This window comes from Ignavibacteriales bacterium (assembly GCA_026390595.1).
Taxonomy (GTDB): Bacteria; Bacteroidota; Ignavibacteria; order UBA10030; family UBA10030; genus UBA9647.
In genome coordinates this window covers 1-16,705 of sequence record JAPLFQ010000003.1, presented here as the reverse complement: position 1 = coordinate 16,705, position 16,705 = coordinate 1, and the positions used below count along the sequence as shown (strand labels likewise).

The following is a 16,705-nucleotide window of genomic DNA, read 5'->3' as shown; positions in this document are numbered from 1 at the left end:
CTCATGAGCGAGAAACTCTTACATTGAACAAGCCAGCGTGGTTTCTCACGACAAGATGACATCGATGACGTTACAAGGAGTTGACGCGATTTTGCGAATTCACATTTCCAGACAATTCAGTCTTTGCACAGTCTTCCTTTCGACTCTGATCTTCTCATCATTCGTGAATGTGAATGACGGGTTGACGGTCGTCCGGATCAACGATCGCAGAATCGATCTGCAGGAATTCCAGGCGCGTCTGAATTACCTGCCTCAGACATTGAAACTCCCAGAAAAAGATATCAAAGAGACTCTCCTCTGTACGCTTGTCGCTGAAACGATACTCTCATTCGAGGCACATCGCGGTGCGCACGATACGCTGGACCGTGTCCAGCTGCTCTTGCGTGAGTATTCTCATGAAGCTCTGTATGAGCAATGGATGGATTCCGAGGTGCGACGCCGCGTGAACGTCACAGTGAAGGAGCTCCTTTCGGCCTACAAAAGGTTCAGAGAACGCCGATCGGTCGCATATTGGATCGTTCCAGACCTTGGACGCGCTACGGAGCTTCAAAAGAACGTCGCAAAAGGGATCGCGCCGTCAGAACAGACCGAGTTCAAGGAAATCGAATACTCGGAATCGCTGGAGAGCGTCGAGGACGCGGTCTATCGATTGAACGATGGAACGGTTTCGGAGCCGGTGCTCGTTGACGGCTCCTACTATGTCTTCCAGCTGCTGAAGCGGTCGCCGCATCCTGAGTATTCCAAGTATAATTTGACGTTCTGGAAGCCCTCGGTCGAGAAGAAAGTGAGAGCGCGCAAGGAAATGGCGTTGCTCCAGACCCGGCTCGCCGCGCTCATGAAGGGCAAAGAATACAGCGTCAAGAGAGACGTCTACGATTTTCTGGTGAGGCAGCTCAGTTCAGTGATCTTTGATAACGAGTCTTTCCAAAATGAATCCCCCGAACTCATCCAGCAGCAGATTGGGACGAAGGAAACAGGTGGACGAGGCTTCTTCGACCAACCTTTGATTACGTTCAATGACGGCAAAACCTGGACCGCAGGCGAATTCTGGAAGAAACTCTCTGTATGTCCCTACCCATTGAACTACAAGAGCCCCGAGACCCTCAGGAGTGGATTGCTCGATGTGGTGCGGAATATCATCCTCCTGGAATCGGTCGTGGAGGATGGAAAGAAGAAACGATACAGCGATTCCATGTACGTGCGGAGTCAATCCCAGATGTGGAGTGGTAATCTTCTTGCTCAGGCATTGGTGACAAATTTCAGGGACTCTATTTCCGTCGATGAATCAGAACTGACCCGATATTACAACTCGACAAAAGACAATCATCCGAAGCCGGAACAACGTAGGGTCATCCCTGTTATTGTCAAAACCAAAGCACTTGCCGAGGAGCTTCGTAAGCAGATCAATGCCGGCGCAGATATCGTCTCTGTCGCCAGGCAACACAGCCTCAACAAGCTGAATCTGGATCAGGTGAATCCCGGTGTGTATCTGAACCAAGATAGCTGGGGAGAGATCGGAACTGCTGCTTTTAGACTGAAGGTGGGTGGGCTTTCCGAGCCAATCAGGAATTCCGACACCACCTACGCGATCGTGAAGCTGCTCGAAGTGAAGCCGGCTGCGCCTTATCCGTTTGATGAGATCCGGACCGGACTTTATGTGGTGCTGCAGGATCGTCAGCTTCAGCAGAATCTTGAAGCATTCCTGTTGCGCGTTGTGAAAAAGTACGATATCAAGGTTGACCGGGCAGCATTGAACAGGGTAAAGTACTTCGGCGGGACCCTGGCTGTGAAGAAATCGCACTTTCCGCTGAGAAATGCAGTGCCGGGTTTTCGGCTGTTTGATCCAAAAGCGAAGTGGTACCAAGAAGGGGTAAGCAAGCACTGAAAGGAAAGTCTCCCCTCTTCTTGCGATGTCATGTGGAGGCTTCCTTTGACACCTTGATTTGTCAAGCTCAAAGATTGCAACAGCAGTATCGCAATGGATCAGGAGGCCTATCATCCAAACCACAAATCCAACCTAAGTGTGCGCTACAGGCTGAAGACTCAGGTTGCTGGTCACAATCGCCTATTTCTTATGCTTGCAGTAGGTAATTCGCAAATGTCACGAAATGAGAATCTATTAGGAGAAACAAATGACCTCTTCCACATCGGTACCTTCGACGATCACATCCGCGGACGGCAAACAAGATTATACGTTTGCTCTCACCGTTCTTACCTCTCTCTTTTTTATGTGGGGATTCATCACCTGTCTGAATGACATTCTTATCCCGCATCTCAAGGCAATTTTCACTCTGAACTATACTCAGGTAATGCTGATTCAATTCAGTTTCTTTACTGCGTATGCGATTGTTTCGATCCCGGCGGGAATTCTGGTTGAAAAGATCGGTTACAAGAATGGAATTGTCATTGGATTGGTAACAGCTGGTGTGGGATGTTTGTTGTTTTATCCTGCCGCTGGCTATCAATCCTATATAATGTTTCTCGGTGCGTTGTTCGTGCTCGCATCGGGAATAACGCTCTTGCAGGTTGCAGCGAATCCATATGTGGCGATCCTTGGCAAACCGGAAACGGCATCGAGCAGATTGAATCTATCACAAGCCATCAACTCTCTTGGACATACAATCGCGCCCTATTTCGGATCACTCATTATTCTGGCAATCGCTGTGAAGACAGCGGAAGAGCTGCAGCTCATGAGCTCTGCAGATTTGGATGCCTATAGACTGGCTGAAGCCAGTGCTGTTCAGGTTCCTTATCTGGGATTGGCAGCGGTGTTGTTTGCAATAGCGGCGGTCTTTGCGGTTATCAAATTGCCAAAGATAGAGGCATCGGAAATCTCTGCGAGTGGAGACGACGGGAAAAACTATCATGACTTGCACAAGAGCGCATGGGGCTATAGACATCTTGTTCTTGGTGCAATTGCGATTTTTCTTTATGTCGGCGCAGAAGTCTCTATAGGGAGTTTTCTAGTCAACTACTTTGGCCAACCATTTATTACGGGGTTGAAAGATTCCGATGCAGGGAAATACGTATCATTTTATTGGGGCGGCGCAATGGTCGGAAGATTTATTGGTTCAGCAGTTCAAAGAACAATGAGGCCGGCCAAAATGCTGATCTTCAATGCATTCGTTGCAGGATCGTTGGTTGTGATGTCCATGCTTACGTTCGGGCATGTTGCGATGTGGGCCATTCTCGCCGTAGGAGTGTTCAATTCAATAATGTTCCCAACAATATTCACTCTGGCGATCGATGGACTAGGCAAGCATACCGGTCAAGCCTCTGGAATTTTATGCACAGCAATAGTTGGTGGCGCAATAATCCCAGTCATTCAAGGGTATTTTGCCGATACCATTGGTATTCATCACGCATTCTTTGTTCCGGTGCTGTGTTACCTCTTTGTCGCCTACTACGGAATGAAGGGACACAAACCATCATACCTTCATGCCAAGGCATAGAGAAGAACAAGAACGGTATGATCCGGAAGAACCCCCGGGGAACTCAGGCCTCACTCTGGTTTGTGGATGTGCTCGAGTCTGTAGAAAGTGTTTCACCTCAGTGGCCGCGAGCCGAAAGTCCGCGGCGATTGCTTGAAAGGATCAAGGGTTATTACCATGGATCATCGACATGACACACGCGTCGTGATGACGCTCGACGCGGGCGGTACAAATTTGGTCTTCTCCGCCATCCGGGGCAACGAACAAATTCTCGACGAGATTGTTCTCCCCACCTACGCAAACGATCTGGACAAATGTCTGTCTACCCTTGTTGAGGGATTCAAGCAGGTCAAGGACAGGCTGCAGGTTGCACCGGTGGCTGTCAGCTTCGCTTTTCCGGGTCCGGCCGACTATCCGAATGGCATCATCGGGGATCTCCCAAATCTGCCCGCGTTCCGTGGAGGTATCGCTCTGGGTCCGATGCTGGCGGACAAGTTCGGATTGCCGGTATTCATCAACAACGACGGTGATCTGTATGCATATGGCGAGGCAATTGCCGGATTCTTGCCGTATATCAACGGGCTTCTTGAGAAAGCAGGAAGTCCGAAGAGGTATAGGAACCTCCTCGGCTTGACGCTGGGGACGGGTTTTGGTGCAGGGATTGCGCGCGACGGAAATGTGTTTCTGGGCGACAATTCTGTTGCCGGAGAGATCTGGCTCCTCCGGAACAAGTTGAATCCAAAGACGAACATTGAGGAACATGTGAGCATTCGGGCTTTGAGACGATTCTACGCCCACGGGGCGGGGATTCCCGAACCAGAAGCGCCTTCGCCGAAGGAAATGTTCGAAATTGCGACCGGGCAGGCGGGGGGGAACAAGCATGCCGCGATCCAGGCATTTCGCGAAATGGCTGAAGCTGCAGGAGACGCGATTTCTAATGCGGTCACACTCATCGACGGTCTTGTTGTCATCGGCGGAGGGCTTTCCGGTGCCTCTGAGCTGTTCCTTCCATTCATAGTTGAGGAAATGAACGGCTTCTACGACAAGCCCGACGGATCGAAGCTCCGAAGACTTATTGCAAACGTTTACAACCTGGAAGATGACAGTGAGCTTCAGAAGTTCTTGCGGGGTTCGACAAAGGAAATCACCGTTCCGGGATCCAGCAAGAAAGTGAAGTACGATCCGGAGATGCGCATTGGGGTTGGCATATCGAAGATTGGGACGAGCAGAGCCATCTCGATCGGAGCATACGCGTTTGCTCTGAGATCGATCGATGCGAACCGCACTGCGTGAAGAGATTCAGGTCGAGGGCGCCCTGATCCATGGATCAGCGATACAGAGCGTCGCACACATCGACGGCGGGCAGATCATCGTGGAACAAATCAGATTCCCTATTTATCACGCCTGAGGATCGCATCATCATGCAGAATAACTATTGGACAGGCCGCCGCTTGGTACGACATCTCATGCCATTCTTGGTGCTGATCATTGTTTCAACGGGAGTATCAGCCCGGAACAAGCATTCGAGAGAAACACTCTATCCGACCTATAAAGGACTGGTGATGGCGGGTTACCAGGGGTGGTTCATTCAGAAGGATGGGAAGATGTACGCTGACCCGTCGAAGATCAAGATCGATATGTGGCCGGATATGAGAGAATACGAAAAGTCGTATCCGACCGGATTCAGATATGCTGACGGGACTACGGCAACATTCTTCAGTGCCACGGATAAAAGCACCATCGACCTCCATTTCAAATGGATGAAACAGTATGGGATCGACGGCGTCTTCATGCAACGCTTCTTCGATTACACTCGTCCCGGAAGTCAGCGAAGAGGAGTGTTCGCCAAAATGCTCAGGGAAGCGCTGGAAGCTGCATCAAAATACGACAGGGCAATAGCTGTTGAATATGATCTGTCGGGACTCAAAGCCTCGGGAGAAGATTGTACATCAATTATTGAGGACTGGAAGTATCTGGTCGATTCCATTAGAGTAACTAATCAAAAAGGGAAGAAGACCCACCTCTTTCATAACGGTAAACCACTCGTTGCCATATGGGGGATCGGATTCCCTGACCGTCCGTACAACATCAGGGAAATCGGCTTGCTCAAGCTTCTTGATTTCCTCAAGAATGATCCGGTGTACGGAGGTTGCTCGGTACTGGTCGGAGTCCCGACATACTTCCGGGAGCTGGGGAGTGATTGCGTCAAGGATACCCTCCTGCATGAGATTATCAGGATGGCGGATATTGTTCTCCCCTGGATGGTTGGAAGATACGACGAGAACACCTACGACGCCTACAAAGATAATGTTGCAAAGGATGTTATCTGGTGTAAACAGAATCATGTGGACTATGCACCCGTGGTATGGCCGGGGTTCAGCTGGCATAATTTAGATAAAACCTCTCCTTCGAATAAGATACCACGGAACGGAGGATCGTTCTACTGGAAACAGGTGCAAAATTGTGTTCAGTCTGGTACGGAAATGCTCTTCATCGCGATGTTCGATGAAGTAAATGAAAGTACCGCCATCTTCAAATGCACCGATAATCCACCCGTAAGCACTGAAGCAGTATTCATAACCATGGAAGGCAAACCTTCGGATCATTACCTCTGGCTGACAGGGGAAGCCGCAAAAATGCTGAGAAAAGAAATTCCGTTGAGCAGTCAGATCCCACTCAGGAAAGAATAACCATTGTGTGATCCTGCTGCCTGATAGTGAAGGCACAATACCATGATGGCCGCCTCATCCTGAAAAACCAAATTTCGTATCTCTGAAATGACCGGTCCTCTTGCGGGGCGATACCAAGGACGCACGTATGACAAGAACTCGGGTCCCACTCATACTCCTGCTCGGCTTCTTCTTTGGCTGTACGGGTGCGAAGTACGCTCAGGGCGTTGATTATGCCGATAATGTCAATCCCCTGGTTGGCACGGATTCGGAGCGTCTCCTCTCCAACGGCAACACCTATCCCGCCGTCGCTCTCCCCTGGGGGATGAATTTCTGGACACCCCAGACCGGCCGGATGGGTGACGGTTGGCAGTACACCTATGCAGCGCACAAGATCATCGGATTCAAGCAAACCCACCAGCCCTCTCCATGGATCGGTGATTACGGGGCTTTCGCCATCCTGCCCGAGACCGGTCGCCCCAGGATCGGCGAGGAAGAACGTGCCTCCTGGTACAGCCACAAGAGAGAGACAGCAAGGCCTTACCATTACCGGGCATACCTGGGCGACTACGATGTCTGGACCGAGATTGCGCCAACCGAGCGTTGCGCTCAATTCAGGATCACCTATCCTGCATCTGATAGCTCCTCTTTGTTGATTGACGCCTTCAACAAGGGTTCGTACATCAGGATCCTGCCCGGAGAAAAGAAAATCATCGGCTACTGCCGAAACAACCAGGGCGGGGTGCCGGCTAGTTTCCACAATTATTTTGTGATCCGTTACGACGTGGAGATCACATCAGCCGCAACGTGGGAGGGGAATAAACTCTTCCCGGACCGTCTGGAGCTGAAGGGCGATCACGTCGGTGCCCTGCTACAGTTCAAGACCCGGAGTGGTCAGACCGTTCATTTGCAGGTTGCCTCCTCTTTCATCAGCCCGGAGCAGGCTGACATCAATCTCGCGCGCGAAGTGGGCAGCGATTCCTTCGAGCAGACCACGAGCAAAGCTAAGACGATCTGGAACGAAGGATTGGGAAGGATAATAGCCGAGGGGGGAACAGAGGACCAAACAGTGACTTTTTACACCGCCCTCTACAGGACGATGCTCTTCCCCAGGAAGTTCTTCGAATACGACCGGGAGGGGCGGGTCATGCATTACAGTCCCTACAACGGGCAGGTCCTGCCGGGCTATCTCTTCACCGACAATGGTTTCTGGGATACCTTCCGGGCGGCTTTCCCTCTTTTGACCATCATGCAGACGCAGCTGGTCGGCCAGATCATGGAAGGGCTGGTCAATACCTACAAGGAGAGCGGCTGGCTGCCGGAATGGGCCAGTCCCGGCCACCGGGATTGTATGATTGGCTCCAATTCTGCCTCCATCGTTGCCGATGCGTGGCTGAAAGGCATTCGGGGCTATGACATCGCAACCCTCTATGATGCCCTCCTCAAGAATTCAGATCAGGAGGGACCGCTGCATTCGGTCGGACGCCTCGGCGTGAAATTTTACAATGAGCTCGGCTACATCCCCTATGACGTCGGAGTGAATGAAAATGCAGCCCGGACCCTGGAGTACAGTTATGACGATTTTTCCATCATGAAACTCGCCCAGTCGCTCTCAAAGCCCGCCAGTGAGATCAAGCTTTTTGCAGGTCGTGCGCGCAACTATCGCAATCTCTTCGATGCATCGACCGGCTTCATGCGGGGCCGCAACAAAGATGGCAGTTTCCAGGTCCCCTTCAGACCCGACAAATGGGGGGATGCCTTCACGGAAGGGTGCGCATGGCACTACACCTGGTCGGTGTTCCACGATCCTCAGGGTTTGATCGACTTGATGGGAGGGCGGGCCCGATTCATCGATAAGCTCGATGCGGTGTTTTCCGCCGCTCCGACATTTGACTACTCCTACTACGGTCGTCAAATCCACGAAATCACTGAGATGGCCATCGCGGGAATGGGACAGTATGCCCACGGCAATCAGCCGATCCAGCACGGCATCTATCTCTACGATTGGGCCGGCGAACCGTGGAAGGCGCAAAAACATGTGCGCGACGTTATGGATCTGCTCTACACTCCCGATCCCGACGGGCTCTGCGGTGATGAAGACAACGGCCAGACTTCGGCATGGTATGTGTTCTCGGCTATGGGTTTCTATCCCGTCTGCCCGACCGCCGGGCAATACGCCCTTGGTTCGCCCCTCTTCAGCCGAATCACGCTGCAGCTGGAAAGCGGGAAGAAGCTGGTGATCACGGCCAACAACAACAACCGTGAAAATGTTTACATCAGCGCCGCCGAGCTTAACGGCTCGCGTTTTTCCAGGAACTACCTCCTCCATGACGAAATCATGAACGGCGGCCTCCTCGATTTCAAGATGAGTCCCGTTCCCAACATGAAGCGGGGCATCGATCCTGCCGATGCTCCATATTCCCTCTCGCGTGACGGAGAGAATCGCTAACAAATGACAGTTGGATAGACACTAGAAGTATTTCAAAAACAGATTCTTGTAGATCTACGGCATCTTTCCTTTGCGGTTCTTGGCGATCTTGGCGGTTATATTTTGACCGCTAAGGCCGCAAAGAGGCGCCAAGAGGATTTTTGAGATGAGTACTGGCATGAAATGGCACAGCAATCATGCTGTTGCCATAATTGAAACCAAAGTACATTTCGGAAAAAGGATTTCCTGACATGACAATCAAATCCGCATTTTTGCTCCGTTCAAGTCTCGGCAGAACAATTGTGCTGGCCCTGCTGGCTATCATCGCGGTCCGAGCAATCGCTCAGGAGCGTCAGGATGGGCTCAAGTACATTGACATGACCATTGGCAACGTAGGTCATCTGCTCGAGCCCACACGGCCGACAGTGCATCTGCCGAACCAGATGATGCGGTTCCATCCGGACCGCCGGGATCATCTTGACGATCAGATCTCTTGTTTCCCGCTGGCGGTGATCTCGCACCGCATAGCGAAGGCCTTCAATATCAAACCGGCTGTCGGAGCGTCGGACGAGTCGGCGTGGAATGCGCGGATGACCTGGGATCACAATCTCGAGATCAGCCGCCCCTGGTATTATGCAACGGATCTGATCGAGATGGGTGTGAAGGCGGAGTATGCGCCGGGTGCGCGTTCAGCAATGTTCCGGTTCACATTTCCGCGTACAGCAAAAAAGCACTTGCTCTTCGGACACTATTATAAGGGGGGAACGTTACAAGCAAACGGTCAGGAGATCACCGGCGTTGAGGTGTTCAAGAATGTTACGACTTACCTCTATGGCCGCGTCAGCACGATGCCTGGTGTCGAAGGCAGCGGCGAGAGGTTGCGCCTGACCTTTTCGGAAGAGAGCCCCTCGGTGCTGGAGTTCCGCTACGCAGTCTCATTTGTCAGCATGGAACAAGCACGCATCAATTTCGATCGCGAGGTGCAGGGTGTTACGTTCGCGGAACTCTGCAGCGGAGGGGAATCTGCCTGGTCCAAGGTGATCAACCAGATCAAGGTAAACGGCGGCACAGAGGCCTGGAAGCGCAGTTTCTACACTGCCCTCTATCGCTGTTATGAGCGACCGGTAAACATCTCAGAATCGGAGAGCTACTTCAGCGGCTTTGATAACAAGATCCACGTGGATGCAAGACCTTTCTACGTCGATGATTGGACATGGGATACATATCTGGCACATCATCCGCTCAGGATGATTCTCCATCCGACCATGGAAGCCGACATGCTGCAGTCCTACGTTCGCATGTACCAGCAGAGTGGTTGGATGCCAACCTTTCCGGTCATCTATGGCGACCACGCGTGCATGAATGGATTCCATTCTTCCATCATGTTTCTGGATGCCTATCGGAAAGGGATCAGGAATTATTCAGTCGATTCTGCCTTTGCGGGCATGCTGAAAAACGGCGACCACGCAACGATGGTGCCCTGGCGCAACGGACCCCGGTGTGAGTTGGATGAATTTTACGCGGCCCGTGGTTTTTTCCCCGCCCTGCATCCCGGCGAAAAAGAGAGTTACACTCTGGTCGACTCCTTTGAAAAACGGCAAGCCGTCGCTGTTACCTTGGGGCACAGTTACGACGACTGGGCTGTGGCTGAGATGGCGACGGAGCTTGGTCGCGGCGATGTGGCCGAACGATATCGGCCGCGCTCGCGTAATTATCTCAACCTCTGGAATCCGGATAAAAAGATGTTCATGCCGAAAGATTCGCTCGGCAAGTGGATCAATATCGATCCGAAGTTTGACGGCGGCCCGGGCGGTCGGGACTACTATGATGAGAACAACGGCTGGACCTACCTGTGGCAGACACAGCACGATATCCCCGGTCTGACGAATTTGCTCGGCGGTAAAAGCGGTCTCGAAGCAAAGCTCGACCAGCTGTTTCGTGAGGGATTGGGCCGCAGCAAATACAGTTACTGGGCGGTTTTCCCGGATGCAACCGCTCTCGTCGGACAATTCTCCATGGGGAATGAACCCAGCTTCCATATTCCCTACCTTTTCAACTTCACCGATTCGCCCTGGAAGACACAGAAGTGGACCCGTCTTCTCCTCGAGACATGGTTCAACGATTCGATCTTCGGCATTCCTGGCGACGAGGATGGCGGCGGCATGTCAGCTTTTGTGGTCTTCAGCGCAATGGGTTTCTATCCGGTCACGCCCGGTATTCCTGCCTACACCATCACAAGCCCGCAATTCGCCGACGTGACCATTCGCCTGGAAAACGGCCGGGAGTTCCGCGTCGTGGCGCACAACAACTTGCCGACCTGCAAATATATCCAGAGCGCCAAACTCAATGGCGCAAAGCTCGACAAGCTTTTCTTTTCCCATGAAGAGCTCATGAAAGGTGGGCTCCTGGAACTGGAGATGGGTCCGCTTCCGGTCTTGCAGGCGCAGAAATGATTCGGAACCTCATGCGACGATTTGGATATACGCTACCCTTATTGACAGCGTTCATCCTTGCCACCGGCTGGGGCGTTCGCACCGGCAAAACTCTCATCGACTATGTCGATCCCCTGATTGGCACAGGCCCGGCAAGGACACCAGGAGCCCTCAGGCACTCAGAAAAACTCGAGGCCAACGCCCAGGTCGTACCGGCAGTTACCATGCCGTTCGGTATGACCAACTGGTCGCCTCAGACCCGCGACACAGAAAAGAAATGCATTGCCCCTTACTATTACACCGATTCCCTGATCCAGGGCTTTCGCGGTTCGCACTGGCTGAGTGGCTCCTGCACTCAGGATTATGGCAGCTTCACGATCATGCCTGTAGCGGGAGAGCTGCGCTGTCGGCCGGAGGCGCGGGCCAGCCGTTTCACACATAAGCACGAGACCGCCGCACCAGATTACTACAGGGTCCTGTTGGAAGATTACAATGTACTGGCAGAGATGACCGCCACCACCCGCTGCGGCATGTTCAGTTTCACCTTCTCCGGCGCCGACTCGGCGCACATCATCGTCAATCCCAACAGCGATGAAGGGCTTGGGTTCGTGCGAGTCGATCCCGACCGCAACGAAATCGTTGGATACAATCCGGTGCACCGGATCTACCAGGGATGGGGAAAGTATGCCGGCTTCAAGGGCTATTTCGTCATGCAGTTCGATCGGCCGTTTGACAATTGGGGAGTATATACCAAGGAATTTCTGCGCTATCGTCTCGCGAGTATTCAAGACCAACCTGAGGTCGGGGCCTTCGTCAGCTATGGGCCGGCGAAGGGACAAAAGGTATCCGCCCGCGTGGGTACATCATTCACGAGCATCGAAGAGGCGCGTAGAAATCTTGAAACGGAAGTGCCGGATTGGGATTTTGCCCGCATCCGCAGCGGTCTGCGCAAGGAGTGGAACCGCCTCCTAGGTCGCATAGAGATCGAGGGGACGAACGACGAAGAGATGGTGAAGTTCTACACTGCCCTATACCACAGTCTGCAGCAACCCCGGATCATGAGCGACTGTGACGGCTCCTATCCCGGCTTTGCCGGAGATCCGACGATTCACAAAGCGGTAGGTTTCGACTACTACGACGATTTTTCACTGTGGGATACCTATCGCGCCCTGCATCCCCTTTACAATCTCCTCTTTCCGGAGAAGAGCGCCGACATGATGCGCTCCCTGATCCTCAAGGCCGAACAGGGGGGATGGCTGCCGATTTTTCCCATGTGGAGCAGTTATACCTGCGCCATGATAGGTGATCACGCGATTTCCGTTTTGGGAGATGCGTGGGTCAAAGGAATACAAGGATTCGATACCGTGAAGGCGTATTCGTATATGCATCAGAACGCTTTTCGGACCCCGGCGGATTCCGAGGAATATCTTGACGGCAAAGGACGAAGGGCGTTGTCGTCATATCTCCGTTACGGCTACGTCCCTCTCGAGGACCAGGTCCTCCACGCTTTTCACAAAGGAGAACAAGTATCCCGGACCCTCGAGTATGCCTACGATGATTTCGTCCTGGCGCAGTTGGCAAAGAGGTTGGGAAAGACAGAGGACTTTGAGTTGCTCAAACGGCGATCTCTCGGATATCAGCTTGTCTATGATTCAACCGTCGGATACGTTCGCGGTCGCCATGCGGACGGACGCTGGGCGGAACAGTTTGTTGCAACCGAGCGCATGCCTTATATCACCGAGGGAACGCCGCAGCACTATACGTGGTATGTGCCCCACGACATTGCTGGACTGATCAGGCTGATGGGGGGCGAGGCACCCTTCAATGCTAAGCTGGATACTCTTTTTGCGACCGGCCAGTACTGGCATGGCAATGAACCGTGCCATCAAGTCATCTATCTTTATTGCTTTTCTGGTCAACCGGAGAAGACGCAGGAGATTGTGCGCCGTGTTCTGCGGGAGGAGTACGGTTCCGGCCCTGGCGGGCTGAGCGGCAACGATGATTCGGGACAAATGTCCGCCTGGTACATCTTTGCGAAACTTGGATTCTATCCGGTCTGTCCCGGTACCCCGCAATACGTAATCGGCAGTCCCGCATTCTCGCGAGTCACGCTGGCGCTTCCAGGCGGAAAAAGTTTCGTGATTAAGAGCCTTAACAATGGAGAGAACCAACCCTATATCGAATCAGCACGACTAAATGGGAGATCCTACACAAAGCTCTATCTGGATCATAGTGATATCATGGCGGGGGGTACCGTCGAGTACAGGATGAGCGACCGGCCGCAGGGGGATTTTGGCAGGATGAGAGATTCCAAACCTTTTTCCATGAGTAATTCAAAGCAACTGAAGAGATGATGTTGTCGAAGAGGGGTATATCCAAAGAGCAATTGTCGGAAAGGTATGTCTATGTCTCAAAGCAGAAGAGAGTTCATGAAAACTGGCCTAAGGTTCTCGATTGCCGGAGCGTTGCTGCCAGAAGCTGTTCAATCTACTCTAGCCGAGGACTCTCAAGATACTGCCTCTTCCTCCAATGCGAAGAACGTGCTGTTCATGATGATCGAAGATCTGAGAGACAGTGTGCTTGGATGCTATGGCAGCCCTGTCGTCCGAACTCCGAACATTGACAGACTCGCAAGAAAGAGTGTGCTCTTCAAAAAGGCGTATTGCCAATTTCCGGTCTGTAATCCAAGTCGATCCTCATTACTCACCGGCTTGCGACCGGACACGATTGGAATTCTGGACAATGTGAAAGCGCTCTTTCACGAAAATCCCGACGTCGTAACTCTTCCGGCGGTGTTCAAGGATTCCGGATACTATACAGCCAGGGTGGGCAAGGTATTCCATGGCACCGGTGAGCATGATGATCCGAAAGCGTGGGCCGAGAAATTCGACTTTGATGACAATGAAATTGCGAAGAAGGGGACCGGGAGGAACATGACGAACGGGAGCGTGGAGTGGTGCCGATGGCTGGCTGCCGAAGGTCACGACAGCGATCATTCCGATGGGAAGAATACACTGAAAGCCGTCGAACTGCTCGGCAGGAAACGCGACCAAAACTTCTTCATAGCGGTTGGTTTCCACAAGCCCCATGATCCGTTCATTGCGCCTAAGCAATACTTTGATATGTATCCGCTGGATGAAATTGTTCCACCTACTGTACCAGGCAACATCGAGGAGGATTCGGGAGTAAGGATCGGCAGCGGATGGAAAAGAAATTTCGATGAATTCTCGGAGAGCGACAAGAAGGAATTCCTGAGAGCATACTATGCATGCACCACATTCGTCGATGCTCAAATCGGCCACGTCCTTGACGCCATGGACGGGCTGAATCTCTGGAAGGACACCGTGGTGATAGTAATGGCGGACCATGGGTACAACCTTGGTGAGCACAACTGGTGGAACAAGAATGTGCTGTATGATCACAGCTGCCGTGTGCCGCTGATGGTGTATGCGCCCGGCGAGACGGCCGAAGGTAAGACGTGTCATTCCATCGTAGAATCGCTTGACGTGTTTCCGACCATTACGGATATTTGTGGACTCACTTCTGCCAAGAATCTCGAAGGTGTCTCTTTCAGACCGTTGATCTGCGATCCTGCACAAGAGGGGAAAACGGGAGCTTACACACAGGTGCAGCGAGGCCGTATTCAAGGGCATTCTGTGAGGACGAAGCGTTGGCGATATACGGAATGGGACGAGGGGAGAGCAGGCAAAGAGTTGTATGACCATAACAACGACCCCGATGAGTACTATAACCTGGTCAACAAAGCGGGTCTCGAAGGTGTTATCCGTCAGCATCAAGAACTACTCCATGCTGACAAGAAGTGAGATTGAGTTTGTTTGAAAGTGAATCGAAGGGACGCGGAAAATGAAGAAAGAGTTAGCAGTGCTTCGCTCGCTCCTTTCATCGACTTTGTCCTCTTTAAGAGTTGATTAGGGCCAGAACTGCATCATGAACTTCTACACTGAGTTTCTTTTGCGGTTTGTGTTCAGGAAAGCTGAATCTCCAGCTACAGTGCCCATTCAAAGGATTTGTCAAGGGCTGCAAATAGCGATGATTACCCGGCCGCGGAATTGAACCTGGAACAGGCCGGGTATCGCGTGACATGACCTAGGCTTAAAGACTTGAGAGAGAATTCTGGTTTCCGTAACTTCGATGTGAATCCACGTGTTAGCGGCGGGATTGTCTGCTAAGAGGTGCTAATAACGATCGAATTGTGAGCCGAGAAAGACACTGATTGCACGCCAGTTTCCTTAGGTCCGATTATCTTTTCAAGCTCGGTACACGAGTTCGCCTGCCCGCCGGAGTCTGTTTCTCAAGATGCAGGCGGGAATCTCGCCCCGACTAAGAACATCGGGGTAAATTGGGGGTACAAGAAATTGTCGATTGTCGATCACTGCTGTCCAACTACAAGTTGAAAAGATTCAACTGGTTGCGGTGAAGACAGGTCTCGACTTTTTGTTGGGACTCTGTAAGTACTTGTAAAATCGGTTCTTTCTCAAAGAGCGTGATGCTCAAGATTTGTAGAATTGTGTAGAGCGGCTGTTCGAGGCCGAGCTCTTTTTTCACAATCGCGACCAAAACGTAGACTGTCAATGCGATCCAAATCTGGGTGCTGACAGCGTTAGGAGTCGTACCGAGGAACGCCTTAATACGCAAGTGTTGTTTGATCCACTTGAAGAACAGTTCGATCTTCCAACGCAGACGATAGAGTTCTGCAACAGTCAGAGCATCGAGGATAAAATTGTTCGTCAGGAACACAAGTGAACACTTGTTCACAGGATCAAAGACCTTGATGCGGCGCAACTGATCTGGATACTCCTGATGTGAACGCGGAATAACCAGAGTGATGGTTTGATCGACTCTGACGTTACCAATCTTCGACATCGTGTGTGAGTAGACTCTGCTGAAGCGAAGATCTCGCTTGGCCCGGATGACAAAGAACGCTCCTGCATTGTCGATGCGCTTTAAGCTGGTGAACCCTGTGTAGCCACGGTCTAAGACATAGAAGGCACCGGCTTCATAAACCAACTCATCGAGGATACGCAGATCACCGACGTTTGCGGCGGTAACCCTTGCAAAAACAGGGACATTTGACTGCACGTCCAGAAGCGTGTGAAGCTTCACCCCAGCACACGTGGCCTGATGGTTCGCTGCACGAGCCCAGGGAAAGAGTTCTAAGCACAGTTTGATGATCGAGGAATCAAAAGCATAGACCGCACCATCGAGATCTGCTAGAAACCGGTCATCTCGATATAACCTCTGTGCTTTGGCAATGAGTGAGAGAGCAAGTTCTTGGTAGACCTTCCACGAACGGTGCTCATTCGCATGTGCAAGTGTTGAACGACAGACGGTAGACCGGATACCGCTATGATAGAGCTTCGGTCCGAGCGATCGGAGACAGCTCTCGATGTCTCGCAGGCTTTCGCGATAAGTCAATTGAGCAAAGGCCATGCACAGAAATTGCTCCCAACATGAGAACCGGTACTTCCGATGACTCTTGTTCTGTTGTCGAACAAAACGACGAAACTCGTTGGGATCGATTTGATCCATAAGTTGCGAAAATACCGTCTTACCAAAGTTCATGCCAGTACCAGTCCAAAGTGATCCTGCGTCAGAGAAAAATCACCCTGGAAGGTACTACCAACTTCAAATCGATTACAACGGAAAATTCGTCTAACGAATAAATGTCAAAGAACTTACACGCTTACTTCCTGCCCTTAATTGGACAGTAGTGATTGTCGATTG

10 protein-coding genes are annotated in these 16,705 nt (G+C 51.9%); 9 read left to right on the top strand and 1 reads right to left on the bottom strand.

All coding sequences use genetic code 11. The features are described 5' to 3' along the window. Positions 1 to 64 precede the first annotated feature (64 nt). From NTU47_00125 to NTU47_00085, 9 genes are all read left to right on the top strand, one after another. Positions 65 to 1,885, top strand: a complete 1,821-nt coding sequence (locus tag NTU47_00125; GenBank protein MCX6132187.1) for a peptidylprolyl isomerase — start codon at positions 65 to 67, stop codon at positions 1,883 to 1,885. A 247-nt stretch (positions 1,886 to 2,132) separates the two neighbouring features. Beyond that, a complete protein-coding gene (locus NTU47_00120; protein ID MCX6132186.1) occupies positions 2,133 to 3,452 on the top strand; it encodes a sugar MFS transporter in 1,320 nt (439 codons plus the stop codon). Between the two features lie 156 nt (positions 3,453 to 3,608). Further along, entirely contained in the window at positions 3,609 to 4,724 is a 1,116-nt protein-coding gene (locus NTU47_00115) for an ROK family protein (protein ID MCX6132185.1), read from the top strand. Beyond that, complete coding sequence (locus NTU47_00110; protein MCX6132184.1) at positions 4,705 to 4,839, top strand: hypothetical protein; 135 nt, start codon at positions 4,705 to 4,707, stop codon at positions 4,837 to 4,839. Before NTU47_00115 ends, NTU47_00110 begins: the two co-directional genes overlap by 20 nt. A gap of 13 nt (positions 4,840 to 4,852) precedes the next feature. Beyond that, entirely contained in the window at positions 4,853 to 6,121 is a 1,269-nt protein-coding gene (locus NTU47_00105) for a glycoside hydrolase family 71/99-like protein (protein MCX6132183.1), read from the top strand. 127 nt (positions 6,122 to 6,248) lie between these two features. Then, positions 6,249 to 8,549, top strand: a complete 2,301-nt coding sequence (locus NTU47_00100; GenBank protein MCX6132182.1) for a GH92 family glycosyl hydrolase — start codon at positions 6,249 to 6,251, stop codon at positions 8,547 to 8,549. Between the two features lie 230 nt (positions 8,550 to 8,779). Further along, positions 8,780 to 10,981: a GH92 family glycosyl hydrolase gene (locus NTU47_00095; protein MCX6132181.1), complete on the top strand. Its 2,202-nt coding sequence runs from the start codon at positions 8,780 to 8,782 to the stop codon at positions 10,979 to 10,981. After that, on the top strand, positions 10,978 to 13,314 hold the full coding sequence (locus NTU47_00090) for a GH92 family glycosyl hydrolase (GenBank protein MCX6132180.1): 2,337 nt from the start codon (positions 10,978 to 10,980) through the stop codon (positions 13,312 to 13,314). The genes NTU47_00095 and NTU47_00090 overlap by 4 nt, the downstream gene beginning before the upstream one ends. A 75-nt stretch (positions 13,315 to 13,389) precedes the next feature. Then, positions 13,390 to 14,784 (top strand): sulfatase, encoded by a 1,395-nt coding sequence (locus NTU47_00085; protein ID MCX6132179.1) that lies wholly within the window; start codon positions 13,390 to 13,392, stop codon positions 14,782 to 14,784. Between the two features lie 580 nt (positions 14,785 to 15,364). Here the strand turns inward: NTU47_00085 and NTU47_00080 are convergent. Continuing rightward, complete coding sequence (locus NTU47_00080; GenBank protein ID MCX6132178.1) at positions 15,365 to 16,543, bottom strand: IS4 family transposase; 1,179 nt, start codon at positions 16,541 to 16,543, stop codon at positions 15,365 to 15,367. Positions 16,544 to 16,705 lie beyond the last annotated feature (162 nt).